Source organism: Enterobacter sp. GD03975, from assembly GCF_029838645.1.
GTDB lineage: Bacteria > Pseudomonadota > Gammaproteobacteria > Enterobacterales > Enterobacteriaceae > Enterobacter > Enterobacter quasihormaechei.
Window position 1 is genome coordinate 43,263 of record NZ_JAOBZC010000012.1, and the last position, 23,958, is coordinate 67,220.

Annotated in this window: 25 protein-coding genes; 14 read left to right on the top strand and 11 right to left on the bottom strand. The window is 54.9% G+C overall.

Going from position 1 to position 23,958, the window contains the following annotated elements:
- Positions 1 to 157: 157 nt before the first annotated feature.
- Positions 158 to 1,195, top strand: coding sequence for a LacI family DNA-binding transcriptional regulator (locus N5C09_RS17255; protein ID WP_279749528.1), 1,038 nt, complete (start codon positions 158 to 160; stop codon positions 1,193 to 1,195).
- On the opposite strand, the gene lysA is transcribed toward N5C09_RS17255, so the two are convergent.
- The gene (lysA, locus tag N5C09_RS17260) at positions 1,165 to 2,427 is read right to left on the bottom strand and encodes a diaminopimelate decarboxylase (RefSeq protein ID WP_063451946.1); all 1,263 of its coding nucleotides are present in this window, start codon (positions 2,425 to 2,427) and stop codon (positions 1,165 to 1,167) included. The genes N5C09_RS17255 and lysA overlap by 31 nt on opposite strands.
- 120 nt (positions 2,428 to 2,547) lie before the next feature.
- Between lysA and N5C09_RS17265 the strand changes: the two genes are divergently transcribed.
- Positions 2,548 to 3,474 carry a LysR family transcriptional regulator gene (locus N5C09_RS17265; protein WP_063869254.1) on the top strand — a complete coding sequence of 309 codons (927 nt, stop codon included), beginning with the start codon at positions 2,548 to 2,550 and terminating at the stop codon, positions 3,472 to 3,474.
- Here N5C09_RS17265 and N5C09_RS17270 read toward each other — a convergent pair.
- Positions 3,469 to 4,161: an aspartate/glutamate racemase gene (locus N5C09_RS17270; protein ID WP_203465119.1), complete on the bottom strand. Its 693-nt coding sequence runs from the start codon at positions 4,159 to 4,161 to the stop codon at positions 3,469 to 3,471. The two genes, N5C09_RS17265 and N5C09_RS17270, sit on opposite strands and share 6 nt — an antisense overlap.
- Positions 4,162 to 4,296: 135 nt before the next feature.
- Here N5C09_RS17270 and N5C09_RS17275 point away from each other — a divergent pair, with 135 nt between their 5' ends.
- Entirely contained in the window at positions 4,297 to 4,620 is a 324-nt protein-coding gene (locus N5C09_RS17275) for a cupin domain-containing protein (protein WP_063451949.1), read from the top strand.
- 33 nt (positions 4,621 to 4,653) lie between these two features.
- Here the strand turns inward: N5C09_RS17275 and wzz(fepE) are convergent, their stop codons facing one another.
- Positions 4,654 to 5,790: an LPS O-antigen length regulator Wzz(fepE) gene (wzz(fepE), locus tag N5C09_RS17280; protein WP_064909881.1), complete on the bottom strand. Its 1,137-nt coding sequence runs from the start codon at positions 5,788 to 5,790 to the stop codon at positions 4,654 to 4,656.
- A 544-nt stretch (positions 5,791 to 6,334) separates the two neighbouring features.
- On the opposite strand from wzz(fepE), the gene N5C09_RS17285 reads away from it, so the two are divergent.
- Genes N5C09_RS17285 through N5C09_RS17300 form a run of 4 tightly spaced genes read left to right on the top strand, consistent with a single transcriptional unit; the run spans position 6,335 to position 10,560 of the window.
- On the top strand, positions 6,335 to 7,225 hold the full coding sequence (locus N5C09_RS17285) for a sugar ABC transporter permease (RefSeq protein ID WP_063451951.1): 891 nt from the start codon (positions 6,335 to 6,337) through the stop codon (positions 7,223 to 7,225).
- On the top strand, positions 7,218 to 8,120 hold the full coding sequence (locus N5C09_RS17290; protein WP_063869246.1) for a carbohydrate ABC transporter permease: 903 nt from the start codon (positions 7,218 to 7,220) through the stop codon (positions 8,118 to 8,120). Before N5C09_RS17285 ends, N5C09_RS17290 begins: the two co-directional genes overlap by 8 nt.
- Positions 8,121 to 8,132: 12 nt before the next feature.
- Positions 8,133 to 9,260, top strand: a complete 1,128-nt coding sequence (locus N5C09_RS17295) for an ABC transporter ATP-binding protein (RefSeq protein WP_279749529.1) — start codon at positions 8,133 to 8,135, stop codon at positions 9,258 to 9,260.
- A gap of 13 nt (positions 9,261 to 9,273) precedes the next feature.
- Positions 9,274 to 10,560: an ABC transporter substrate-binding protein gene (locus N5C09_RS17300; RefSeq protein ID WP_279749530.1), complete on the top strand. Its 1,287-nt coding sequence runs from the start codon at positions 9,274 to 9,276 to the stop codon at positions 10,558 to 10,560.
- A gap of 82 nt (positions 10,561 to 10,642) precedes the next feature.
- Here N5C09_RS17300 and N5C09_RS17305 read toward each other — a convergent pair whose 3' ends face one another.
- The 3 genes from N5C09_RS17305 to kduI form a co-directional block, all read right to left on the bottom strand.
- The gene (locus N5C09_RS17305; protein WP_063869238.1) at positions 10,643 to 12,058 is read right to left on the bottom strand and encodes a sugar porter family MFS transporter; all 1,416 of its coding nucleotides are present in this window, start codon (positions 12,056 to 12,058) and stop codon (positions 10,643 to 10,645) included.
- Between the two features lie 312 nt (positions 12,059 to 12,370).
- Positions 12,371 to 13,132 (bottom strand): 2-dehydro-3-deoxy-D-gluconate 5-dehydrogenase KduD, encoded by a 762-nt coding sequence (kduD, locus tag N5C09_RS17310; RefSeq protein ID WP_063451956.1) that lies wholly within the window; start codon positions 13,130 to 13,132, stop codon positions 12,371 to 12,373.
- A gap of 63 nt (positions 13,133 to 13,195) precedes the next feature.
- The gene (gene kduI, locus N5C09_RS17315) at positions 13,196 to 14,032 is read right to left on the bottom strand and encodes a 5-dehydro-4-deoxy-D-glucuronate isomerase (protein WP_063869236.1); all 837 of its coding nucleotides are present in this window, start codon (positions 14,030 to 14,032) and stop codon (positions 13,196 to 13,198) included.
- A gap of 300 nt (positions 14,033 to 14,332) precedes the next feature.
- Here kduI and N5C09_RS17320 point away from each other — a divergent pair, with 300 nt between their 5' ends.
- Positions 14,333 to 15,508 (top strand): oligogalacturonate lyase family protein, encoded by a 1,176-nt coding sequence (locus N5C09_RS17320; RefSeq protein ID WP_279749531.1) that lies wholly within the window; start codon positions 14,333 to 14,335, stop codon positions 15,506 to 15,508.
- A gap of 137 nt (positions 15,509 to 15,645) precedes the next feature.
- Here N5C09_RS17320 and N5C09_RS17325 read toward each other — a convergent pair whose 3' ends face one another.
- From N5C09_RS17325 to N5C09_RS17335, 3 genes are all read right to left on the bottom strand, one after another.
- Positions 15,646 to 16,329: an oligogalacturonate-specific porin KdgM family protein gene (locus N5C09_RS17325; RefSeq protein WP_193526958.1), complete on the bottom strand. Its 684-nt coding sequence runs from the start codon at positions 16,327 to 16,329 to the stop codon at positions 15,646 to 15,648.
- A 317-nt stretch (positions 16,330 to 16,646) separates the two neighbouring features.
- A complete protein-coding gene (locus N5C09_RS17330) occupies positions 16,647 to 17,825 on the bottom strand; it encodes an acetyl-CoA C-acetyltransferase (RefSeq protein WP_063869230.1) in 1,179 nt (392 codons plus the stop codon).
- A gap of 92 nt (positions 17,826 to 17,917) precedes the next feature.
- A complete protein-coding gene (locus tag N5C09_RS17335; protein ID WP_063869227.1) occupies positions 17,918 to 18,784 on the bottom strand; it encodes a LysR family transcriptional regulator in 867 nt (288 codons plus the stop codon).
- A gap of 101 nt (positions 18,785 to 18,885) precedes the next feature.
- Between N5C09_RS17335 and N5C09_RS17340 the strand changes: the two genes are divergently transcribed.
- Together N5C09_RS17340 and N5C09_RS17345 are read left to right on the top strand one after the other, a co-directional pair.
- Positions 18,886 to 19,350, top strand: coding sequence for a multidrug/biocide efflux PACE transporter (locus N5C09_RS17340; protein WP_063869225.1), 465 nt, complete (start codon positions 18,886 to 18,888; stop codon positions 19,348 to 19,350).
- 116 nt (positions 19,351 to 19,466) lie between these two features.
- The gene (locus tag N5C09_RS17345) at positions 19,467 to 20,696 is read left to right on the top strand and encodes an amino acid permease (RefSeq protein WP_063869224.1); all 1,230 of its coding nucleotides are present in this window, start codon (positions 19,467 to 19,469) and stop codon (positions 20,694 to 20,696) included.
- Positions 20,697 to 20,729: 33 nt separating this feature from the next.
- Here the strand turns inward: N5C09_RS17345 and N5C09_RS17350 are convergent, their stop codons facing one another.
- Positions 20,730 to 21,002 (bottom strand): GNAT family N-acetyltransferase, encoded by a 273-nt coding sequence (locus N5C09_RS17350; RefSeq protein WP_063451963.1) that lies wholly within the window; start codon positions 21,000 to 21,002, stop codon positions 20,730 to 20,732.
- A gap of 10 nt (positions 21,003 to 21,012) precedes the next feature.
- Positions 21,013 to 21,243: a 4Fe-4S mono-cluster protein YjdI gene (gene yjdI / locus N5C09_RS17355; RefSeq protein WP_003862849.1), complete on the bottom strand. Its 231-nt coding sequence runs from the start codon at positions 21,241 to 21,243 to the stop codon at positions 21,013 to 21,015.
- A gap of 453 nt (positions 21,244 to 21,696) precedes the next feature.
- Between yjdI and N5C09_RS17360 the strand changes: the two genes are divergently transcribed.
- The 4 genes from N5C09_RS17360 (at position 21,697) to N5C09_RS17375 (ending at position 23,933) form a co-directional block, all read left to right on the top strand.
- On the top strand, positions 21,697 to 21,885 hold the full coding sequence (locus N5C09_RS17360) for a general stress protein (protein ID WP_022651794.1): 189 nt from the start codon (positions 21,697 to 21,699) through the stop codon (positions 21,883 to 21,885).
- 90 nt (positions 21,886 to 21,975) lie between these two features.
- The gene (locus N5C09_RS17365) at positions 21,976 to 22,473 is read left to right on the top strand and encodes a ferritin-like domain-containing protein (protein WP_063451964.1); all 498 of its coding nucleotides are present in this window, start codon (positions 21,976 to 21,978) and stop codon (positions 22,471 to 22,473) included.
- A 63-nt stretch (positions 22,474 to 22,536) separates the two neighbouring features.
- A complete protein-coding gene (locus N5C09_RS17370) occupies positions 22,537 to 23,043 on the top strand; it encodes a ferritin-like domain-containing protein (RefSeq protein WP_107533669.1) in 507 nt (168 codons plus the stop codon).
- Positions 23,044 to 23,060: 17 nt separating this feature from the next.
- Entirely contained in the window at positions 23,061 to 23,933 is an 873-nt protein-coding gene (locus tag N5C09_RS17375) for a manganese catalase family protein (RefSeq protein WP_063869221.1), read from the top strand.
- Positions 23,934 to 23,958: the final 25 nt, after the last annotated feature.

Genomic DNA, 23,958 nt, shown 5'->3' on the forward strand with positions numbered 1-23,958 from the left:
TCACCATTTTGGTATACCAATAGCAGGTATTTATTCCGCGGGTGAAGATCGTTACCGAAAAGCGTGATCGTTATGGGGTTTTGCCCTCCCCACGTCGCTTATGCGCCGGATGGTCTGTGTTAAACTGCAAACCATTACGTGGAAACAGGAATTTCGAATGGCAACAATGCTGGATGTCTCACTGCGTGCGGGCGTGTCGAAGGCCACCGTTTCGCGCGTGCTGAACGGCACAGGTCAGGTTAAAGAGAGCACGCGTCAGCAGGTATTTCGCGCGATGGAGGAGCTGGGCTATCGTCCGAACTTTCTCGCGCGTTCGCTGGCTAACCAGACCAGCAACAGCATTGGTCTGGTCGTCTCGACCTTCGACGGTTTTTACTTCGGACGTTTGCTACAGCAGGCGTCGCGGCAGACCGAAACGCACGGTAAACAGCTGATTGTCACCGACGGCCACGATGCCCCCGAACAGGAAGAACAGGCGGTGCAGATGCTCGCCGACCGCAAATGCGACGCCATCGTGCTGTACACGCGTTACATGAGCGAAAAGACGATCCTGAAGCTGATCAACAGCGTGCAGACGCCGCTGGTGATCATTAACCGTGAAGTGAGCCAGGCGGCGGATCGCTGCGTTTTCTTTGAACAGCAGGACGCGGCCTTCAAAGCGGTGGATTACCTGATAAGCCAGGGCCATCGGGAGATCGCCTGTATCACCGTCCCGATCCACACGCCAACGGGTAAAGCGCGGCTGATGGGCTACCGTAAGGCGCTGGAGAAGCACGGTATTCGTCTCGACGAGCGGCGGATTAAATACGGCGATGCGGGCATGACGCGGGGTTACGAGCTGTGCAAAGAGCTGATTGCGGAAAAGACGCCGTTCAGCGCCCTGTTTACCTGTAACGATGATATGGCCCTGGGCGCCTCCAAAGCATTACACCAGGCCGGGCTGAAGATCCCGCAGGATATTTCGCTGTTTGGTTTTGACGATGCCCCCAGCGCAAAGTGGCTGGAGCCTGCCCTGTCGTCGGTGTATCTGCCGATCGATAACATGATCGTCACGGCGATCGACCAGGCGATCCGGCTGGCAAAAAACCAGCCGGTTGAGGCGATCCCGCCGTTCACCGGCACGCTGGTTTTACGCGATTCGGTGACAACGGGACCCTGGTTTAATCAGACCAGCTCTAACGCCAGCAGCTCCTGAATGGTCTGGCGACGGCGAATCAGCCGCGCCACGCCGTTATCGAACAGCACTTCCGGCAGCAGCGGGCGGCTGTTGTAGTTTGAAGACATCGACGCCCCGTACGCACCGGTATCATGCAGCACCAGATAATCTCCCGGTTTTACCTCTGGCAGCGAACGGGTTTCGACTTTCCCGCCTTCCTGCTGAGTAAAGACGTCGCCGGATTCGCACAGCGGGCCGGCAACCACGGTGTCGATGCGCGGCGCGTTGACCAGATCGCGGCCATCGGCAGCCAGCGCCGTGATGTGGTGATAGCTACCGTACATGGACGGACGCATCAGGTCGTTAAAGCCAGCATCAATCAGCACAAAATGACGGCTTCCCATCTCCTTCACGCTACGCACCTGCGCCACCAGCACGCCGGCTTCGGCGACCAGGAAACGACCCGGCTCAATCTCCAGCTTCACCGCGTGGCCCAGATGGGCGGCGATGCTGTCGCGGGCGGCGCTCCACAGCCCGTAGTAATGATCCGTGTCGATCGCCTCTTCCCCTTCACGATAGGGAATGGACAACCCGCCGCCGGCGGAGATCGCCTCCAGATCCTGACCAAAATCGATCACCTGACGCACCATGGCGCCACAGACCTGCTCAAGGTGGCCGTAATCCACGCCGGAGCCAATGTGCATGTGAATACCCACCAGCTTAAGATCGTAGCGTTGTAACACCTCCAGCGCCGCGGGCATATCGGCATACCAGATACCGTGCTTGCTGTTTTCGCCCCCGGTGTTGGTTTTCTGGCTGTGACCGTGACCAAAGCCCGGGTTGATGCGCAGCCAGACGCGATGGCCAGGAGAGACCTGCCCAAGCTGCTCCAGCATATCCACCGAACCGGCATTGACCGGAATTTGCAGCTCGTGCACGCGCGCCAGCGTGGCGTCGTCAATCAGGTCGGCGGTAAAGACAATCGCATCGCTGTCGGCTTTGGGATCAAACCCCGCCGCCAGCGCACGTTCGATTTCACCCAGCGATACGGAGTCAACCTTTACGCCCTGCTCGCGCATCAGGCGCAGGATGTGAATATTGGAGCAGGCCTTCTGCGCGAAACGCACCACGTCAAACTGATGCAGCGCGGCGATCTTCTCGCGGACAATCTGCGCATCGTAGACCCACACCGGACAGCCGAATTCGGCAGGCAGGCGCAGCAGGTTATCGGCGTTCAAATCGGTTTCGGTCTGGTTGAGCGGGCGTGGCATGGTCGTCTCCGGAAATCTGTTTTTTATTATTACGCCATAGCCTGAAGAGAATAAAAAATATCGTTTTATGGTGAGTCTATGCAAAAATGATATGGATAACGCTCAGACACCAGGTGCCCTATGCCCGCCGTTAACCTACGCCATATCGAGATTTTTCATGCGGTGATGACCACCGGCAATCTCACTGAAGCCGCGCAGATGCTGCACACCTCGCAGCCTACGGTCAGCCGCGAGCTGGCGCGCTTTGAGAAGGTGCTGGGGCTGAAGCTGTTTGAACGCGCGCGCGGCAGGCTGCATCCGACGGTGCAGGGGTTACGTCTGTTTGAGGAGGTTCAGCGCTCCTGGTACGGCCTGGACAGGATCGTGAGCGCGGCGGAGAGCCTGAGGGAGTTTCGCCAGGGCGAGCTGTCTATCGTCTGCCTGCCGGTCTTTTCCCAGTCATTTCTGCCGGTGCTGTTACAGCCGTTTCTGGCCCGCTATCCGGAGGTCAGCCTGACCATCGTGCCGCAGGAGTCGCCGCTGCTGGAGGAGTGGCTTTCGGCCCAGCGCCACGATTTGGGTCTGACCGAAACCCTCGTGACGCCCGCGGGCACGGAGCGCACGGAGCTGCTCTCGCTGGATGAGGTCTGCGTGTTGCCTGTCGGCCATCCGCTTAGCCACAAAGCGGTGCTGACGCCGGCGGATTTCCACGGCGAAAACTATATCAGCCTGTCGCAGACCGACAGCTACCGGCAGCTTCTGGACGGCCTGTTTGCCGAACATCAGGTGAAGCGGCGGCTGGTGGTGGAAACGCACAGCGCGGCATCGATTTGCGCGATGGTGCGCGCGGGCGTGGGTATTTCGGTGGTGAACCCGCTCACGGCGATGGATTACGCCAGCAGCGGAGTGGTCCTGCGCCGGTTTAGCGTTTCCGTTCCCTTTACCGTGAGCCTGATCCGCCCCCTGCACCGCCCCGCCTCAGCGCTGGTGGATGCGTTCAGTGAACACCTGATTGCGCACGCGCGTCAGGTGGCGCTTCGCTTACCTGACCTGCAAAAACCCTTATGACAGCATAAACTCCACCGCATCGGCGGCGTGAAGCGCGGCGGTATCAAATACTGGTATCGGGCTTTGGTCCGCCGGCACCAGCAGGCCAATTTCGGTACAGCCGAAAATTACCCCTTCCGCCCCCTGCTGGGCCAGTTTCTCAATCACGCTGACGTACCAGGCGCGAGAAGATTCGCTGAAGGTACCGAGGCAGAGCTCATCAAAAATAATCTGATTAATGCGTGCCCGGTCAGCCTCCTCCGGGATCAGGCTTTCAATCCCGAACTGACTGCTCAGCCGCCCGCGGTAAAAGTCCTGCTCCATGGTGTATCGCGTCCCCAGCAGCGCCACGCGCGTCATGCCGGCAGCACGTATGGCTCGCCCGGTAGCATCCGCGATATGTAAAAACGGCAGCGAGCAGCGGTCTTCAATATGTGACGCCACCTTATGCATGGTATTGGTGCACAGCAGAATACCCTGCGCCCCCGCACGCTCCAGCCCAAGCGCGGCGTCCGCCAGCATCTGCCCGGCTTTATCCCACTCCCCGCTCGACTGGCAGGCTTCGATTTCATGAAAATCCACGCTGTGCAGCAGCAGGCTGGCCGAATGCAGACCGCCCAGACGCTGTTTGACGCCTTCATTAATCAGGCGGTAGTACGGGATCGTTGATTCCCAGCTCATGCCCCCTAACAGACCGATCGTTTTCATTTTTCCTCCTGTGCGTTTCACCCAGTGAAGCAAACTTGTGATCGCCTTTCCAGTTATTTGGCTAATCGTTTCCTTTTATGCGTGGGTGAGATAAGTTAAATGAAACATTGTTTCATTACATAACAGGGCGAAAATATGTTTATTTTCCATAAAGAGACCACGCTTGACGATCTGGGTAATGGCGTGACGCGCCGTATTCTGGCGCACGACGGCAGGATGATGGCGGTGGAAGTGAATTTTGAGCAAGGGGCGATTGGCCCGATGCATAACCACCCGCATGAGCAGCTCACCTACGTTCTTTCGGGCGAATTTGAATTTACGATTGGGGAAGAGAAGCATGTGGTGACGGCGGGCGACACTCTCTATAAAGCGCCGCACGTGATGCACGGCTGCGTCTGCCTGAAACCCGGTACATTGCTGGATACGTTTACGCCGGTACGCGAAGATTTCCTGAAATAAAAAAAGGCGCTCATTTGAGCGCCTTTTTTGATGTTACTCCGTCACCGGCTCAGGAAGCTGTTCCGGCAGCGGATTGCGGGAGCTCATCGCCTCGCGCAGCAGCACGCTGCCACAGGCAAACAGTCCGCCCAGAACACACGCCAGCAGCACGATCAGGGCTTTGCCCGGACCATCTTTTTTCACCGGCATAGAAGGAGAAAGCTGGTATTTGAATGGCTCCAGGCTCACATCTTCGAACGAGAGTTTTTGCAGCTGTGCCAGATAGTATTCGCGGTTCTGGAAATCGGCGTTCAGCTCAGAAACGTCCTTCAGATTTTTTTCAATCTGCAACTTCTGCGCAATCCCGTCCGCGCCGAGCGCAACGGAGTAATCCGGATCGTCTTTCACTGCCTGTCCATTGCTGTAGACCGGCTTTTTGATCCCTGCCGCGTTCGCCACTTCCAGCGAGTAGTTGAGGCGTTGCAGGTTGGTATTGTGGATATTGGTCAGACGAACCCGATCCAGCTCCAGCTGCTGTTGAACCGTTTTGGTTCTCAGGATCAGCTGATCGCGGATGTTTTGCATGGTCTCCTGCTCGACGATGCGGGAGATGTACTGAATATACCCGTTCAGCACCTTCTGCGCGTCCTCTGCCGTTGGGGCCGTGAAGCTTAACGTCCAGGAGAGGTAGGGTGCTTTATCGGCATTCTTTTCCTGGGTGTTATCAATGGCCTTCATCTTTTCGGCAATATTGACCACCGCGCGGTGCAGCTCCAGCGGGTCAACCTCGGCGCCATCGAGCTGAGCCATCACGTAAGGCGAGCTCTTCATGTACTCTTCAAGCAGGGACTGGGACTGAAACTTTTTGATAAACAGATTAAACACATCCGCACGGGTGATTTTCACATCCACATCAAGCACCTGTAGCGCCACCATCATCTGGCGCAGCGAGCTCCACTGCGTCTGTTCCGCTGGCGTAATGACCGCTTTACTGGTCCACTTTTGCGGTATCAGGAAGGCGATTGCCAGGCCGACCAGTGCAAATGCGAACACAATGGTGACGATGCGTTTTTTTGCTGCCAGCAGGACGTCCAGCAGACCCAGAAGATCTATTTCTTTAGCGCTGACCGCCGGGGGAGCATATTGAGGAAAGTTGAGATCCGTATGTTGTTTGAAATCCATCGCTGACATAACTGTTCTTCTTTTAGGGATGCAGTGAAATTCTGCCTGACTGGTTCCGGTGTAACAAATCATACAAGAATGTAAGAATTATCTGAATGCCGAATTGATACATCTGTAGACCTGCTATCAGATCTGGTAGTTAGCCACGCTGCGTGACTATTGTTATTCCCGCTCCCGATTTTGCTTCATATCTCCTCGTCAGTGCCCGCGGCGATCGTCCGTGAAAAGTCAAAAATGCCACCTCCCTCACTATATTGAAACAGCGTTTCGACGCCGATCACATTTCCACCATTAAGCGCATGACGCAGAAATAAATCGCAATAATATAAAATAAAACGATGTTTTAGTATCCAAGAACGCCGGTTCAGCTCTTTTAAAACCCAAAGCGTTCCCGGCAATAACGAAAAAGAAAAAACGTTAAAAAACAATCTACTGTTTTGCCACCACCAGACATTGCACCCTGAATTTCATCTCTCATGCCGCGCAGTGCGGGCCTGGGAAAATGTAACAAAGCAGATTCCGTATTAAACCATTGATTGCCAGGTAGGTATGTATGAATGAAAACAAGCTGCTGGGGCTCGCATGGATATCACCCTACATCATCGGGTTGATACTCTTTACGGCATTCCCCTTCGTCTCGTCGTTTTTCCTCAGCTTTACGGATTACGATTTGATGAGCCCGCCGGTGTTTAACGGCATCGAAAACTATCGCTATATGTTTACCGAAGACACGCTCTTCTGGAAATCCATGGGCGTGACCTTTGCCTACGTATTTCTGACCATCCCGTTGAAGCTCGCCTTTGCATTAGGGATTGCCTTTGTTCTGAACTTTAAATTACGCGGCATCGGATTTTTCCGGACGGCCTACTATATTCCGTCGATCCTCGGCAGTTCCGTCGCCATTGCCGTCTTGTGGCGCGCCTTATTTGCGATCGATGGCCTGCTGAACAGCTTTATCGGCGTATTGGGTTTTGACCCGGTGAACTGGCTGGGAGAACCGTCGCTGGCGCTGATGTCCGTTACCCTGCTGCGCGTCTGGCAGTTCGGTTCCGCGATGGTCATCTTCCTGGCCGCGCTGCAAAACGTACCGCAGTCCCAGTATGAAGCGGCGATGATCGACGGCGCGTCTAAATGGCAAATGTTCATGAAAGTGACCGTGCCGCTGATTACGCCGGTGATCTTCTTCAACTTCATCATGCAGACCACGCAGGCGTTCCAGGAATTTACCGGGCCGTACGTGATCACCGGCGGCGGGCCGACCTACTCCACCTACCTGTTCTCGCTCTACATCTACGACACCGCGTTCAAGTACTTCGATATGGGCTACGGGGCGGCGCTGGCGTGGGTGCTATTCCTGGTGGTGGCCGTCTTCGCTGGCATCGCCTTTAAGTCGTCGAAATACTGGGTGTTCTACTCCGCCGATAAAGGGGGCAAAAATGGCTGATATTCAACAACTTTCCACGGCAAGAAGCGTTGCGGAGCGCGAAGTGGCCCGCACGCTGCGCAGAGAGAAAATCAACGCCACCGTTCGCTACGCGATCCTGCTGTTTGTCGGCCTGCTGATGCTTTACCCGCTGGTATGGATGTTCTCGGCGTCGTTCAAACCGAACCACGAGATCTTCACCACCCTGAGCCTGTGGCCCGCCCACGCCACCTGGGATGGCTTCGTCAACGGCTGGAAAACCGGCACCGAGTACACCTTTGGCCATTACATGCTGAACACCTTTAAGTACGTAATTCCGAAGGTGATCCTGACCATTATCTCCTCCACCATCGTGGCGTACGGCTTTGCCCGCTTCGAAATCCCGTGGAAGAAGTTCTGGTTCGCCACGCTCATCACCACCATGCTGCTGCCCAGCACCGTGCTGCTGATCCCGCAGTATCTGATGTTCCGTGAGATGGGCATGCTGAACAGCTACATGCCGCTGTACCTGCCGCTGGCCTTCGCCACGCAGGGGTTCTTTGTTTTCATGCTGATCCAGTTCCTGCGCGGCGTCCCGCGTGACATGGAAGAGGCGGCGCAAATCGACGGCTGTAACTCCATTCAGGTGCTGTGGTACGTGGTGGTGCCGATCCTGAAGCCGGCCATTATCTCCGTCGCCCTGTTCCAGTTTATGTGGTCCATGAACGACTTTATCGGGCCGCTGATTTACGTCTACAGCGTGGATAAATACCCCATTGCACTGGCGCTGAAAATGTCCATCGACGTCACCGAAGGCGCCCCGTGGAACGAAATTCTGGCAATGGCGAGCATCTCCATTCTGCCATCCATCATTGTCTTCTTCCTGGCACAGCGCTACTTCGTACAGGGCGTCACCAGCAGCGGAATTAAAGGTTAAGAGGGAAATACCATGGCTGAAGTCATTTTTAACAAGCTGGAAAAGGTCTACTCCAACGGTTTTAAAGCGGTACACGCTATCGATCTGAAAATCGCCGAAGGGGAATTCATGGTGATCGTCGGGCCATCCGGCTGCGCCAAATCCACTACCCTGCGCATGCTGGCGGGGCTGGAAACCATCAGCGGCGGCGAGGTGCGCATCGGCGACCGGATCGTGAACAACCTCGCGCCGAAGGAGCGCGGTATTGCAATGGTGTTCCAGAACTACGCCCTCTATCCGCACATGACGGTGCGCGAGAATCTGGCCTTTGGCCTCAAGCTGAGCAAGCTGCCGAAAGATCAGATTGAGACTCAGGTGAATGAAGCCGCCAAAATTCTTGAGCTGGAAGAGCTGCTCGACCGTCTGCCGCGCCAGCTTTCCGGCGGCCAGGCGCAGCGCGTAGCGGTAGGCCGTGCGATTGTGAAAAAGCCGGACGTGTTCCTGTTCGATGAGCCGCTTTCAAACCTCGACGCCAAGCTGCGCGCCTCAATGCGCATTCGTATATCCGACCTGCACAAGCAGCTGAAAAAGTCCGGAAAACCGGCCACCACCGTTTACGTGACCCACGACCAGACCGAAGCGATGACCATGGGCGACCGCATCTGCGTGATGAAGCTCGGTCACATCATGCAGGTGGATACGCCGGACAACCTCTACCACAAACCGAAGAACATGTTCGTGGCGGGCTTTATCGGCGCGCCGGAGATGAATATTCGCAGGAGCGTGCTGATCGAAAAAGCGGGCCAGCTGCACATCGCCATCGGCAATGAAACCATGCCGCTGAACGCGGAGAAGCAGGAGAAAGTCGCCGCTTATGCAGGTCAGGAGATTTTTTACGGCGTGCGCCCGGAGTTTGTCTCGCTTTCAGATGCGCCATTCCCGAACGGCGGCTGTAGCGGGGAGATGGTGCGCGTTGAGAATATGGGCCACGAATTCTTTGTGTACCTGAAAGTCGCGGACTACGAACTGACCGCCAGGATCCCGTCCGATGAAGCCAAGCCAATGATTGATAAGGGGCTTCATCGTAAGGTGTATTTCACGTTTGATATGAACAAATGTCATATTTTTGACGCAAAAACCGAACAGAACCTCTCTCTCTGATGGAGTGATAAAAATGAAAAAAGTGCTTTTAAGCGCAGCAATCTCCGCGACCCTGGGCCTGACCGCTTTGCCATTGATGGCGCAAAATGTGGATTTACGGATGTCCTGGTGGGGCGGCAATGGCCGTCACCAGGTTACCCTGAAAGCGCTGGAAGAGTTCCATAAACAGAACCCGGACATCAACGTGAAGGCGGAATACACCGGCTGGGACGGTCACCTCTCCCGTCTGACCACCCAGATTGCGGGCGGCACCGAGCCGGACGTAATGCAGACGAACTGGAACTGGCTGCCGATCTTCTCCAAAACCGGTGACGGCTTCTACGATCTGAACAAGATGAAGGACGTGATCGACTTAACCCAGTTCGATCCTAAAGAGCTGCAAACCACCACCGTGGACGGCAAGCTGAACGGCATTCCAATTTCAGTGACGGCGCGCGTGTTCTACTTCAATGACGAAACCTGGAAAAAAGCGGGTATTGCCTACCCGAAAACCTGGGATGAGCTGATGGCGGCCGGTAAAACCTTCGAGAGCAAGCTCGGCAAGCAGTATTATCCGGTCATCCTGGAGCACCAGGATACGCTGGCGCTGCTGAACTCGTACATGATCCAGAAGTACAACGTTCCTGCGGTGGATGAGAAAACCAAAAAGTTCAGCTACACGAAAGAACAGTGGGTGGAGTTCTTCCAGACCTACAAAAAGCTGATCGACAGCCACGTCATGCCGGACACCAAATACTATGCCTCGTTCGGTAAGAGCAACATGTATGAGATGAAGCCGTGGATCCAGGGTGAATGGGGCGGCACCTACATGTGGAACTCCACTATTAACAAATATTCCGACAACCTGAAGCCGCCGGCAAAACTGGAGCTGGGCAGTTATCCGATGCTGCCGGGCGCCACCGACGCGGGCCTGTTCTTCAAGCCAGCCCAGATGCTGTCGATCGGTAAATCGACCAAAAACCCGGAAGCAGCGGCGAAGCTGATTAACTTCCTGCTCAACAGCAAGGAGGGGGTCGATACGCTGGGCCTGGAGCGCGGCGTGCCGCTGAGCAAAGTAGCGGTACAGTATCTGACCGAAGACGGCACCATAAAAGAGGACGATCCTTCCGTGGCGGGCCTGCGTCTGGCGCAGTCGCTGCCGGCGAAGCTCACCGTCTCGCCATACTTTGACGATCCGCAGATTGTGGCGCAGTTCGGTACCTCTTTGCAGTATATCGACTACGGCCAGAAAACCGTGGAAGAGACGGCCGCCGACTTCCAGCGTCAGGCGGAGCGTATTTTGAGACGTGCGATGCGGTAAACACAACGCCGGGTGGCGCTTCGCTTACCCGGCCTACACGGTATCGTAGGCCCGGTAAGCGAAGCGCCACCCGGCAATGACATTACACGCCGATATTACGTAGTTTCTCCCCTTTCATCAGCTTGCGTTCAATATGTTCCAGGGTCACGCCTTTGGTTTCCGGGATCAGCCAGAAGGTCACACCGATAAACGCCACGTTCAGTACCGTATAAAGCCAGAAGGTACCTGCCGCGCCAATTGCATCCAACAGCGTCAGGAAGGTCGCGCCAATGATCATGTTCGACACCCAGTTAGTGGTGGTGGAACAGGTGATCCCAAAGTCGCGGCATTTCAGCGGCTGAATTTCCGAGCACAGGATCCACACCACCGGCGCGGCGCTCATTGCGTAACCCGCGATGCACATCATGGTCATGCCCACGGAGAGCCAGGAGAGGCCGCTTGATGCCGTGCCGTTATCAAACTGCATCAGGCAGTAGCCGAGGATCAGGGTGCCGAGCGCCATCACGCTAAAGCCAATTTTCAGCGCCGGTTTGCGTCCGGCCTTATCGACGGTGAACACCGCGATAAAGGTCGCGAACATAAAGGTCAGCCCTACCACCAGCGTGGCGATCATCTGCTGTTCGGTCGTGGTAAAACCGGCCATTTTGAAGATGCGCGGGGCGTAATACATGATGATGTTCATCCCCGTAAACTGCTGCATCGCCTGCAACAGCATGCCGAGGAACACCGCCCGGCGCACGTTGCGGTTAGCCTTAAAGAGGGACCAGCCGCCCTGCTTCAGCTTCAGGCTTTCGCGGATTTCGTTTAGCTCTTCACGGGCTTTTTCTGACGTGTCGCGCAGCATGCGCAGCACCTCTTCCGCCTCCACGTGACGCCCTTTTTGCGCCAGCCAGCGCGGGCTGTTCGGCAGGAAAATGACTAACACAATCAGCAGCAACGCAGGCAGCGCCAGCACGCCAAGCATTGCCCGCCAGTTACCGCTGTAGCTGAAGTACGTATCCGACAGAAACGCCAGCACGATACCGAGCGTCACCATCAGCTGATACATGCTGATCATCTTCCCGCGCACGTTTTCGCTCGCCATTTCCGAGAGATAAAGCGGCGCGGTGTAGGAAGCAATACCCACCGCGACGCCCAGCAGCACGCGGGACAGCAGTAGCACTTCAACGTTGGTGGCGAACGCCGAGCCAATGGAGCCGGCAACGAACAGGATCGCCCCAACCATCAGGCTGTATTTGCGCCCGAGACGGAACGACAGCCAGCCGTTAAAGAGCGCGCCGATGGCCGCGCCCAGCATCATGCTGCTCACCACCCACTCTTGCAGGCGATTGCTCAACGTAAAGTGATCGGTAATAAAGGGCAGCGCGCCGGCGATAACGCCAATATCCAGGCCAAACAATAAACCGGCGACGGCAGCCGCAACAGAAACAAACTGGTTCATGCGTCGGGTATCGCGCAACGCAGCGGGCATAAGGGTAGAGTCATTTATTGATGTCATAGTTTCCTGCCTCAACAGCGAAATTCGTTAAGTGAAATTACGAGATACCGGAAGAAAGTGTCAGGTCGGAACTGGTGAAGATATGGATTTTTTCGCTACGACATACCGATCTGTGATGGACATTACAATTTCAAATCAGGGCGATTTATCCTTATTTTTTATTAATTAGTTAATATCTAAGCAATAAATGTGTGATACCCGTCATCCATTCCTTTTCAGTATGGATTTTTCATCTTTAAGGATATGGATAAAGGCAATTTTGGCGTAAAAAAAACCTCCGCCCGAGGGCAGAGGTTCTTTATTCAGGCTGAATTAACGTGCCAGCCAGCCGCCGTCGACGGCAACGGTGTAGCCGTTAATGTAATCCGATGCCGGGGACGCCAGGAACACAACCGGCCCCATCAGATCGCTCGGCAGACCCCAGCGACCCGCAGGAATACGCTCCAGGATTGCCGCGCTGCGCTCTTCATCCGCACGCAGCTGCTGGGTATTGTTGGTGGCCATGTAGCCCGGCGCAATCGCGTTGACGTTGATGTTGTGCTGCGCCCACTCGTTTGCCAGCAGACGGGTCACGCCCATCACCGCGCTCTTCGATGCGGTGTAAGACGGCACGCGGATGCCGCCCTGGAAGGAGAGCATCGACGCGATATTGATGATTTTGCCGCCTTTACCCTGAGCGATGAAGTGCTTCGCCGCCGCCTGGGACATAAAGAACACGCTCTTGATGTTCAGGTTCATGACGTCGTCCCAGTCCGTTTCGCTGAAGTTAATCGCGTCTTCACGACGGATCAGGCCCGCGTTGTTAACCAGAATATCGATATGACCAAACTCCGCCACCGCGCGATCCAGCAGCTCAGGGATCCCGTCGATTTTGCGCAGGTCAGCGGTCAGGCTCAGGAAACGACGGCCCAGCGCGGTGACGCGCTCGATGGTTTCCGTTGGCTCAACGATGTTAATCCCGACGATATCACAGCCCGCTTCCGCCAGGCCTAACGCCATACCCTGCCCCAGCCCGGTATCACAACCGGAGACGACAGCCACTTTACCTTGCAGAGAAAATGCATCCAGAATCATGTTTGTTCCTTAATCGTTCAGCGCCTGTCACCAACAGGCAGATTTATGCTTAACTGCCTGCGGCTAGCGCAGATCCTTAACAGCGACGTGGTCCATATCATCGAAGACCTGGTTTTCACCGACCATACCCCAGATGAAGGTATAAGCTTTCGTCCCCACGCCAGAGTGGATAGACCAGCTCGGCGAAATGACCGCCTGCTCGTTATGCATAACGATATGGCGCGTCTCCTGCGGCTGTCCCATCATGTGGAACACGCAGGCATCTTCATCCATGTTGAAATAGAAGTAGACTTCCATGCGGCGCTCGTGGGTATGGCACGGCATGGTGTTCCAGAGGTTGCCCGGCGCAAGCTCGGTCAGCCCCATGCTCAACTGGCAGGTTTCCAGCACGTCCGGAACGAAGTATTTGTTGATGGTGCGACGGTTGCTGGTGAGGTTATCGCCAAGGGTCACCGGGGAAACGTCCGCAGGCGTCACTTTTTTGGTTGGGTAGTGGGTGTGTGCCGGGGCGCAGTTGTAGTAGAACTTCGCCGGTTTGCTGGCGTCGACGCTGGCAAAGACCACTTCTTTTGCGCCTTTACCGACGTACAGCGCGTCGCGGTGGCCGATCTCGTAGCACTGACCATCGACGGTAATGGTGCCCGCCCCGCCGATGTTAATCACGCCCAGCTCGCGGCGTTCAAGGAAGTAGCTCACGCCCAGCTGTTTGCCCACTTCACCGCCCACGGAGACGGTGTTCGCCACCGGCATAATCCCGCCCACAATAATGCGGTCAATATGGCTGTAGACCATGGTGTACTTATCGGCTTCGAACACCTGCTCAACTAAAAACTCACCGCGCAGCCCCTGGGTATCCAGCGTTTTTGCGTGCGCGCTGTGGATGCTTTGTCTGACTTCCACATCAACCTCCAGAATGGATCGTGCCCGAAGGCAAAGATAATTAACGAAACAACGTTCCGTTTTCGTGATGAGCACATATTATCCCCTGCCACTGCGGTTTTCAATTGCATTTAAAACATCGTTTCATTTTTTCTGCATGTTTATGCCGGAAATGGTGTTTCGATCACGATAAATCTATCAGGACGGTCTTCTTATCCATGAAACTGATAAATTGCGCTATCAGTCACACATAATGAAACATTGTTTTGATAATTTAACACCCAGTTTTCAACCCACAATTCGCGTTCAAAGGAGTGCATTATGGCTAAAGGTATGCGGGTCAAGCTGAACTACGAGGTCAGCCGCGATCCGGATACAGGCGTGGAAGTCACCCGCCTGACCCCACCGGAAGTAACCTGTCATCGCAACTACTTTTACCAGAAGTGCTTCTTTAACGATGGCAGCCATCTGCTGTTCGCCGGGGAGTTCGACGGTCACTGGAACTATTACCTGCTGGATCTGAAAAACGCCGAAGCGGTGCAGTTAACTGAAGGTGCGGGGGATAACACCTTTGGCGGCTTCCTCTCCCCGGACGATAAGTCCTTCTACTATGTGAAGAACGATCGCACCCTGCTGGAGGTGGATTTACAAACGCTGGCGGAGCGTGAAGTGTACCGCGTCCCGGAAGAGTGGGTCGGCTACGGTACCTGGGTTGCGAACAGCGACTGCACCAGGCTGGTGGGCATTGAAATTGCAAAACGAGACTGGACCCCGCTCAACGACTGGAAAATTTTTCACGATTTTTTCCACAAAGGGCCGCACTGCCGCCTGCTGCGCGTTGATCTGAAAACGGGTGAAAGCACCACCATTCATGACGAGAAGATCTGGCTGGGGCATCCTATTTATCGTCCGTTCGATGACAATACCGTGGCCTTCTGCCATGAAGGGCCGCATGACCTGGTTGACGCCCGCATGTGGCTGGTCAACGAAGACGGCAGCAACGTGCGGAAAGTGAAGACGCACGTGGAAGGTGAAAGCTGTACGCATGAATTTTGGGTGCCGGACGGCTCCGCGCTGATCTACGTCTCTTATCTGAAGGGCCAGCAGGGCCGCACCATCTCCCGCTTCATCCCGGACACCGGCATTAATGAAGCGGTAATGAACATGCCCGCCTGCTCGCACCTGATGAGCAATTTTGACGGCACCCTGCTCGTCGGCGACGGTTCCGGCACGCCTGTCGATGTGAAAGACACCGGCGGCTACACCATTGATAACGATCCTTATCTGTATGCCTTTGACGTGGCGAAGAAAGCGTTTTTCCGCATCGCCCGTCACGACACCTCCTGGGCTACGGTGGCGAACAGCCGCCAGGTAACCCACCCGCATCCGTCCTTTACGCCGGACGAAAAAGCGGTGCTGTACAGTTCCGATAAAGATGGCAAACCGGCCCTCTATATCGCGAAACTCCCCGAGCAACCTGAAATGTTGCATGCCTGACTTGAGTAAGTGTTTCTGTAACTGGCCTTGCCCTCCGATTCGGAGGGCTTTTTTTTGCGAAGAAGGTGGATTATCAGAGTTGTAGGCCGGGTAAGCGTGAGCGCCACCCGGCGGTTTTTAGCGAAGAGGGTGGATTATCAGAAGGAATACGCCACGCCTGCACGGAAGCGGGTCTGTCGTTCGTCGGTCTCTTTAACCCCCACGTTACCCACCTCAACATACGGCGCCCAGTTTTTATCCCATTTATAGGCCAGCTTGGCGTTATATTCGTTGGAATAATCTTTATTGTTATTTCGGGCCATCCCTTCAGCGCTTTTCGCGTAAACATAATTCAGCTCGGTACGCCAGTCACCTAATACCCAACCGACCCACGCATCACCACGGTTAACTTTATCATCGTCCTTATTTGAGCTTGACGGGTAGCGGGTATATTCGTAACGGTAACGCGCGGCGACGTAGAAACCATTATCGAAGCTATATTGCACATGCAGATTCGGTTTATAAATGGTGCGACTGTCTGTACTTTCAATCGTAAACGCAGGGGTCAGGGCGATATTGTCCGTTGCTTTCCAGCGCCAGCTAATCTGATCTTCATGACCGTTCCCCACCACGTCGGCAAAAGGCTGATCCGCCTTGTCACCGCCGGATTTCCACTTCGCTTCAACGGAAAAACCGAAGCCATTATCAAAGCGGTGCGAGACGGCAACACGGTCGGCATTCGAGCCGCTGTCGATATATTCGTGACGCAGATCGACGGTCACAGCGTGGGCCGAAAACGTGCTGGAAATAAGAGAGGCAAGGACCAGAGATTTTTTAAACATGAATAAACCCTCAAGTAAAATATCGTTTCGTTTTTATGAAACTTGAGTTTATTTTTTATGCACCGTTATTTTAGTGACAAGGATCGAAATTATTTGTTTCATTTTATTTGGCAAAGATCGCCGTGAACCCCATCAACAAAAAAGGCGTATTACGCGTAAATTCCAGGAGTGAGATCACACTAAGCACTTCGCAATGCGAATAATTAACCGCGCAATGAATATTGCGGGCTTAAGAAAGAACGCAAAAGTGTTAAAAAAGGATTCAGCGGGATAAAAAAACCTCCCGTAGGGAGGCTTGCTGTGTGCAGAGAGGGAAATTACCGTTCAATAGCCAGCGCCACCCCTTGCCCTCCGCCAATGCAGAGCGTTGCAATTCCTTTTCGGGCGTTACGCTTTTTCATTTCGTGGACTAAGGACACCAGAATACGGCAGCCAGAAGCGCCAATGGGATGACCCAGCGCGATCGCCCCGCCGTTAACGTTGACCCGCAGCGGATCCCATTCCAGCATTTTCCCGACCGAGATTGCCTGTGCAGCAAAGGCTTCGTTGACTTCAATCAGGTCCACGTCGCTCAGCTGCCAGCCCGCCCGCTCCAGACAGCGGCGCGTGGCATAGACCGGCGCAATCCCCATTAACGCCGGATCAACGCCCACGCTGGCAAACGCCTTGATGCGCGCCAGCACCGGCAGATCCAGCTCCTGGGCTTTGCTTTCACTCATCATCATTACCGCCGCCGCACCGTCGTTGATGGAAGAGGCGTTGCCTGCCGTCACAGAACCCAGCGTTTCGAAGGCGGGATCGAGTTTTGCCAGCCCTTCCGCGCTGGCATCGGTGCGCGGCTGCTCGTCGGTATCAACGATGAGCGCTTCGCCGTTCTGGCGCAGGGTGCTGACCGGGACAATTTCATCGCGAAAGCGCCCGGAATCGATCGCCGCGCGCGCTTTTTGCTGCGAGCTGAGGGCATACGCATCCTGAAGCTCGCGGCTGATCCCGTATTCCCGCGCCAGGTTCTCCGCCGTCACGCCCATATGGTAATCGTTAAAGGCGTCCCACAGCCCGTCGTGAACCAGGCTGTCGAGCAGCTGGCTGTTTCCGAGCTGCGCGCCGGTCCGGCTGTCGGTCAGCACGTGCGGAGCGCGGCTCATGTTCTCCTGCCCGCCGGCAATGACCACATCCGCTTCACCGCACTGGATGGCCTGTGTCGCAAGATGGAGCGCCTTCAGACCTGATCCACAGACGTCGTTGATGGTGATCGCCGAAACGGTGTTAGGCAGGCCGCCCTTCAGCGCCGCCTGACGCGCAGGGTTTTGTCCCGCGCCCGCGGTCAGCACCTGGCCCAGGATCACCTCATCAATTTCATGTGCGGCAATCCCGCTGCGTTCCACCAGCGCTTTTACCACCACGCTGCCAAGATCAACCGCAGAGTGACGCGCAAGCGCTCCCTGAAAACAGCCGATAGCCGTACGTAACGCACCCACTATAACGACATCTTTCATCACGACCTCTGTGCAAAATGACATGACGATAGTAGAGGATTGTTATCAACAATTGACGCAAATGTTTAAAATTAGTGAGTTTAGTCACAGGATTAGCGTGCGTCCTGCAAGTACTGGCGCAGCCAGCTTCCGGCGACACCGGGCGGGGTGCGTTTGTTCCATAACAGATCGATAGCAATCGACCTCGGCCAGCCCGGCACGTTCAGCTGCACCAGCGATTTCGACGCGGCAAATTCATCCACCAGCGCGCAGGGCAATGCGCACCAGCCAAAGCCCTGTACCGCCATGCTCAACAGTAACAGGTAATTCGGCGCGGACCAGACCGGCCCGCGCGCAAGGGTGGCTTCCCGTTCGAGATAGGTACTCAGCCGCAGCTCGCGCCAGCCGTGCAGCTCGTCCGCCTGCGTCTCATGCTGCGCAGCCAGAGGATGTCCGGCAGAGACGTAGATGGCCATCCGCGTTTGCACGGGCAGACGGGTCGCGCCAATATCGGTCGGGTAGCTGTCGCGCGCTTCCGTCAGGCCAATTTGCGCCCGCTCCTTTTGCAGTAGGTCAATCACGTCTTCCTCTTCCCCAATCAGACACTCGAATTCCGTGTGCGGGAAACGCCGGTCGAACTGGCTCATCATCTCTTCCAGCACGGCCGGGTTAAGCGTATCGGAGAGGACAAAGGTAAAGCGCGCCTCCGTTTGCGCCGTTAAGGATACGGCCAGCTCGTCGAGGCGCGCGCTGGCGGCGAGGATCGACTGGACATAGCCCAGCACCTGTTCACCCTGGGCGGTTAACACCGGGTGACGCGCCGAACGGTCGAACAGCTCAAACCCCAGGTCAGCTTCAAGGTTGGCGATGGAGGTGCTGATGGTGGACTGGCTTTTGCGCAGCCGTCGGGCCGCAGCGGAAAACGAACCAGCGGCGACGGTTTCAACAAACGCGGTCAAAGCTTCAGGAGAATAACGCATGACGTATCTACTTTATCGATGGATACCATCTTTTATATATCACCTTAAGCGATAAGAATAGGCGCCATTCACGCCCCTGCTGGCGAATTCATGAGGTAACTATGCAACATCAGGATGCACTCCAACGTAAATTGCCGGAGCGGATCTTCCACGCCGTCTGTTTTGAAGGCATTGCTACGGCGATCCTCGCCCCGACGGCCGCGTGGCTCATGCAGCGCTCGGTGCTGGAAATGGGTGGGCTCACCATTATTCTGGCGACCACGGCAATGCTCTGGAACATTATCTACAACTTTGGCTTCGACCGTTTCTGGCCCGTACAGCGGGTGAAGCGCACGGCGAAAGTGCGCGCCCTGCATGCGCTGGGTTTTGAATGCGGCTTTATCGTGATTGGTGTGACCATCGTTGCCGCCGTGCTCGGAGTGACGCTGCTTCAGGCATTCACGCTGGAAATTGGTTTCTTCCTGTTCTTCCTGCCGTACACCATGCTCTACAACTGGGCGTACGACACTCTGCGGGAGAAAATCATCAAGCGCCGCCAGCAGCGACGCGCGCTGGCAAGCGAATGATCCCCGGGCCGGGGGCGTTCTCCGGCCCTTCACCTGCGAAGCAACGGCGACCTCAACGCATAATTATGGTAAATTGCACTCCTTTTTGTTCGTTTTATAGTTGATACGTTGCTCTAATGTCGAAAATTTGGTCAAAAGAAGAGACTCTCTGGAGTTTCGCCCTCTACGGCACTGCCGTGGGCGCAGGAACCCTGTTCTTGCCCATTCAGCTCGGCTCTGCTGGCGCGATTGTCCTGCTGATCACCGCCCTTGTGGCGTATCCTTTAACCTACTGGCCGCACAAGGCGCTGGCGCAGTTCATCCTGTCATCGAAAACGAAAGGCAGCGAAGGGATCACCGGTGCCGTGACCCACTACTACGGTAAAAAGATCGGCAACCTGATCACCACGCTCTATTTTGTGGCCTTCTTTGTGGTGGTGCTGATTTACGCGGTGGCGATAACCAACTCGCTCACTGAGCAGCTGGCGAAACGGATGACGGTGGATACCGGCGTGCGGATGCTGGTGAGCTTTGGCGTGGTGCTGATCCTGAACCTCATCTTCCTGATGGGGCGGCACATTACCATTAAGGTGATGGGATTCCTGGTCTTCCCGCTGATTGCCTATTTCCTGTTTGTCTCGCTGTACCTGACGGGCAGCTGGCAGCCGTCGCTGCTGACCAGCCAGATGGCCGTCGATCGGCACACGCTGCATCAGGTGTGGATTTCCATACCGGTGATGGTTTTCGCCTTTAGCCATACCCCGATTATCTCGACGTTTGCCGTAGACCGTCGCGAAAAATACGGTGAAGAGGCCATGGGTAAATGCAAAAAAATCATGAAAGTGGCGTACCTGATCATCTGCCTTAGCGTGCTGTTCTTTGTCTTCAGCTGCCTGCTTTCGATTCCACCGTCCTATATCGTGGCGGCAAAAGAGGAAGGGGTGACGATCCTGTCCGCGCTGTCGATGATGCCTTCTTCCCCGGCATGGCTGGGCATTTCCGGCATTATCGTGGCGATTATTGCGATGTCGAAATCGTTCCTCGGCACCTATTTTGGCGTGATTGAAGGGGCAACGGAGATTGTGAGATCGTCGCTGAATCAGGTGGGGGTGAAGAAAAGCCGCGCCTTTAACCGCGCCGTTTCCATTCTTGGCGTGTCGTTGATTACCTTTGCGGTCTGCTGCATCAATCCGAACGCGATTTCGATGATTTACGCTATCAGCGGTCCGCTTATCGCCATGATCTTGTTCATCATGCCGACGCTGTCGACGTACCTGATCCCGTCGCTAAAACCGTACCGCTCCATCGGCAACCTGCTGACGCTGATTGTTGGCGTGCTGTGCGTGTCGGTGATGTTTGTCGGTTGAATACGCTGCCCGGCGCAATGCCGGGCATCGGTTTTACGCCCGAATATCGTCATACTCCCGCGTGTTATCAAATTCATGCTTCGCAAACGGGCACAGCGGGATAATTTTACGGCTCTCGCCGCGCATCTTCTCCACCACTTTTGCCACCAGCTGCTTACCCACACCCTGCCCTTTCAGGCTCGGATCCACATCGGTGTGCTCGATAATACTCAAATGCTCGCCGGTCGGGACAAAGACGATCTCCGCCACCTGATTGCCTTCGGCGTCGTTGACGTAAAACTTGTTATGGCCTTCAAGAATATCCATGGTTCCTCGCTTATTTTTGGCGGTACTTCAGCGCACCACTCGGGCAGGTATCAATTACGCGTACGACAGTTTCTGCATCCACCTCATCCGGTGCGATCCACGGTTTACGCTTCAGGTCGAACAGCGCCGCGCTGCCGCGCACGCAGTTGCCCGAGTGTTTGCATATCCCGGTGTTAAAGTAGACATCGATTTTCTCACCGGTGTAGGCCCGGTATCCCGCATCCAGTAGCTCCTGATCCATGACATTGCCTCTGTAATTATTGTGGTGACAAATGCAGCATACCCTCACCCGTTCCGGCTGACCACGTCAAAAACGACGATCGGACACGTTGTTTTCGGCTCGTTATTTCGCTCCTCACTTAAGACTATTCCGAATAAAAAGACGCTGGTCAGCAAGATATATTTTTGCGCTACGTCAATTCTTGTAATAATTCTCGCCGCGTTCACATTAAGATTATTAGCTAAGCGGAATCCTAACGAGCCAAGTTATTTCCCTCTAAGCAATGGATTTACTTCCGATTTTCAAAAGCCATAACGAAGCGGTATTTTCCTCGCCCCTCTGGAAATAGCGCAAAACAACCCAGACAGGAAATTTGACTCTTCTCACATAACGACTAATGTTAATTCCTGAACGACAACTGATACGAATTACTTATCGTATCTCCTGACATAAACGCAACATGAGGGTTGATATATGGCAGAGCAACATCGTGGTGGTTCCGGTAATTTCGCTGAAGACCGTGAGAAAGCATCAGAAGCTGGACGTAAAGGCGGCCAGCACAGCGGCGGTAATTTCAAAAACGATCCGCAACGCGCATCTGAAGCGGGTAAGAAAGGGGGACAGAACAGTCACGGCGGAGGCCGTAAATCTGATAACTCCTGATCTTATTTAAAGCTCTTATAAATATACCGAGAGCATGCTGCGGGCCCGTCGGCTCGCAGTACCTTCCCTTTATTTCACTGGAGCGAATATATGAATATGAAAAGTGTTGAAGATGTATTTATACACCTGTTATCCGACACCTACAGCGCTGAGAAGCAGCTGACCCGCGCACTAAGCAAATTAGCCCGCGCCGCATCCAGCGAGAAGCTGAGCGCCGCGTTCACGGCTCACCTCGAAGAGACGCAGGGACAGATCGAACGTATCGATCAGATTATTGAGCAGGAATCTGGCCTCAAGCTGAAGCGCATGAAATGCGTTGCGATGGAAGGCTTAATTGAAGAAGCCAACGAAGTGATTGAGAGCACAGAGAAAAATGAAGTTCGTGATGCCGCCTTAATTGCCGCTGCGCAGAAAGTCGAGCACTACGAAATTGCCAGCTACGGCACCCTGGCCACCCTGGCAGAACAATTAGGCTATAAAAAAGCCGTTAAACTTCTTGCCGAAACGCTGGAAGAAGAAAAAGAAACCGATCTCAAATTAACCGATCTGGCTGTCGGCAATATTAATCAAAAAGCCCAGAAAGGATAAATACTAATTTGATGAGCATCAGCACCAAAAATTAACCAGAATATAAACTACCAGGAGTTAATTATGAATCATGTAGAACACTACCATGATTGGCTACGCGATGCCCATGCGATGGAAAAGCAAGCCGAATCAATGCTGGAATCAATGGCCAGCCGTATTGATAATTATCCCGACTTACGTGCACGAATTGAACAACACGTTAATGAGACTAAACATCAAATTACCGTGCTGGAAGAAATTCTCGACCGCAACGATATTTCCCGTTCGGTCATCAAAGACTCGATGAGCAAAATGGCGGCACTTGGCCAGTCCATTGGCGGCATGTTCCCTTCCGATGAAATTGTTAAAGGCTCTATCAGCGGCTACGTTTTTGAGCAGTTTGAAATTGCCTGCTACACCTCCCTGCTGGCTGCGGCCAGGAAAGCGGGCGATACCGCCTCCATTCCTGCCATTGAGTCCATTCTGGAAGAAGAGCGCCAGATGGCGGACTGGCTGATTCAACATATCCCTCAGACGACGGAACAGTTCCTGCTGCGTTCCGACGCGGACGGCGTTGAAGCGAAAAAATAACGGAAGAGGGAGAACCTATGTTTCGACACGTAAAACAGCTGCAATACACGGTCCGCGTAGCCGAACCGAATCCGGGCCTGGCCAACCTGCTGCTTGAGCAATTTGGCGGGCCACAGGGCGAACTTGCCGCGGCATGTCGTTACTTTACGCAGGGACTGAGCGACGACGATCCCGGTCGTAAAGATATGCTGATGGATATCGCGACCGAGGAGTTAAGCCACCTGGAAATTATCGGCACCCTTGTGGGTATGCTGAATAAGGGTGCGAAAGGTGAGCTGGCGGAAGGCGTTGAGAATGAAGCGGAGCTGTACCGGTCCATGACCGAGAACGGCAACGACAGTCATATCACCTCCCTGCTCTACGGTGGCGGCACGCCGCTGACCAACTCCGCAGGCGTGCCCTGGACGGCAGCCTATGTAGATACCATTGGCGAACCCACAGCTGACCTGCGCTCTAACATAGCCGCAGAGGCGCGCGCCAAGATTATCTACGAGCGGTTGATTAACGTAACGGACGATCCGGGTGTTAAAGATGCGCTGGCGTTTCTAATGACGCGTGAGGCAGCGCACCAGCTCTCGTTTGAGAAGGCACTCCAGTCGATCCGTAACAATTTCCCACCGGGTAAACTGCCGCCGATCGAAGAGTACACCAACAAGTACTACAATATGTCTGAGGGGGGAGAAGTTCGCGGCAGCTGGAACAGCGATAAGCACTTCGACTACGTGGAATCTCCTCAGCCAGCGGTCGATGGTGGTGACGGTGGCGCAAGCGTGACGCTCACAACAGAGCAGGCCACGCTGGTCAAAGCGATGTGCGCGCGCACGAAATCCGATCCTGATGCCGATCCGCTTACCGGCGCCGAGCTTGGTGCGGGTAAGAAAAAACCGTAACCGGTTTTGCCAGGCCGCCTGAGGC

What these genes read in the sequence shown, in the direction of transcription:
- N5C09_RS17330 (WP_063869230.1), bottom strand. Translation starts at nt 17,825, where the DNA reads ATGAAAGATGTCGTTATAGTGGGTGCGTTACGTACGGCTATCGGCTGT.
- N5C09_RS17350 (WP_063451963.1), bottom strand. Translation starts at nt 21,002, where the DNA reads ATGGATATTCTTGAAGGCCATAACAAGTTTTACGTCAACGACGCCGAA.
- yjdI (WP_003862849.1), bottom strand. Translation starts at nt 21,243, where the DNA reads ATGGATCAGGAGCTACTGGATGCGGGATACCGGGCCTACACCGGTGAG.
- N5C09_RS17300 (WP_279749530.1), top strand. Translation starts at nt 9,274, where the DNA reads ATGAAAAAAGTGCTTTTAAGCGCAGCAATCTCCGCGACCCTGGGCCTG.
- N5C09_RS17295 (WP_279749529.1), top strand. Translation starts at nt 8,133, where the DNA reads ATGGCTGAAGTCATTTTTAACAAGCTGGAAAAGGTCTACTCCAACGGT.
- N5C09_RS17365 (WP_063451964.1), top strand. Translation starts at nt 21,976, where the DNA reads ATGAATATGAAAAGTGTTGAAGATGTATTTATACACCTGTTATCCGAC.
- lysA (WP_063451946.1), bottom strand. Translation starts at nt 2,427, where the DNA reads ATGCCACGCCCGCTCAACCAGACCGAAACCGATTTGAACGCCGATAAC.
- N5C09_RS17275 (WP_063451949.1), top strand. Translation starts at nt 4,297, where the DNA reads ATGTTTATTTTCCATAAAGAGACCACGCTTGACGATCTGGGTAATGGC.
- N5C09_RS17270 (WP_203465119.1), bottom strand. Translation starts at nt 4,161, where the DNA reads ATGAAAACGATCGGTCTGTTAGGGGGCATGAGCTGGGAATCAACGATC.
- kduD (WP_063451956.1), bottom strand. Translation starts at nt 13,132, where the DNA reads ATGATTCTGGATGCATTTTCTCTGCAAGGTAAAGTGGCTGTCGTCTCC.
- N5C09_RS17305 (WP_063869238.1), bottom strand. Translation starts at nt 12,058, where the DNA reads ATGACATCAATAAATGACTCTACCCTTATGCCCGCTGCGTTGCGCGAT.
- N5C09_RS17360 (WP_022651794.1), top strand. Translation starts at nt 21,697, where the DNA reads ATGGCAGAGCAACATCGTGGTGGTTCCGGTAATTTCGCTGAAGACCGT.
- N5C09_RS17265 (WP_063869254.1), top strand. Translation starts at nt 2,548, where the DNA reads ATGCCCGCCGTTAACCTACGCCATATCGAGATTTTTCATGCGGTGATG.
- N5C09_RS17345 (WP_063869224.1), top strand. Translation starts at nt 19,467, where the DNA reads ATGTCGAAAATTTGGTCAAAAGAAGAGACTCTCTGGAGTTTCGCCCTC.
- N5C09_RS17255 (WP_279749528.1), top strand. Translation starts at nt 158, where the DNA reads ATGGCAACAATGCTGGATGTCTCACTGCGTGCGGGCGTGTCGAAGGCC.
- N5C09_RS17370 (WP_107533669.1), top strand. Translation starts at nt 22,537, where the DNA reads ATGAATCATGTAGAACACTACCATGATTGGCTACGCGATGCCCATGCG.
- N5C09_RS17340 (WP_063869225.1), top strand. Translation starts at nt 18,886, where the DNA reads ATGCAACATCAGGATGCACTCCAACGTAAATTGCCGGAGCGGATCTTC.
- N5C09_RS17320 (WP_279749531.1), top strand. Translation starts at nt 14,333, where the DNA reads ATGGCTAAAGGTATGCGGGTCAAGCTGAACTACGAGGTCAGCCGCGAT.
- N5C09_RS17335 (WP_063869227.1), bottom strand. Translation starts at nt 18,784, where the DNA reads ATGCGTTATTCTCCTGAAGCTTTGACCGCGTTTGTTGAAACCGTCGCC.
- N5C09_RS17285 (WP_063451951.1), top strand. Translation starts at nt 6,335, where the DNA reads ATGAATGAAAACAAGCTGCTGGGGCTCGCATGGATATCACCCTACATC.
- N5C09_RS17375 (WP_063869221.1), top strand. Translation starts at nt 23,061, where the DNA reads ATGTTTCGACACGTAAAACAGCTGCAATACACGGTCCGCGTAGCCGAA.
- N5C09_RS17290 (WP_063869246.1), top strand. Translation starts at nt 7,218, where the DNA reads ATGGCTGATATTCAACAACTTTCCACGGCAAGAAGCGTTGCGGAGCGC.
- N5C09_RS17325 (WP_193526958.1), bottom strand. Translation starts at nt 16,329, where the DNA reads ATGTTTAAAAAATCTCTGGTCCTTGCCTCTCTTATTTCCAGCACGTTT.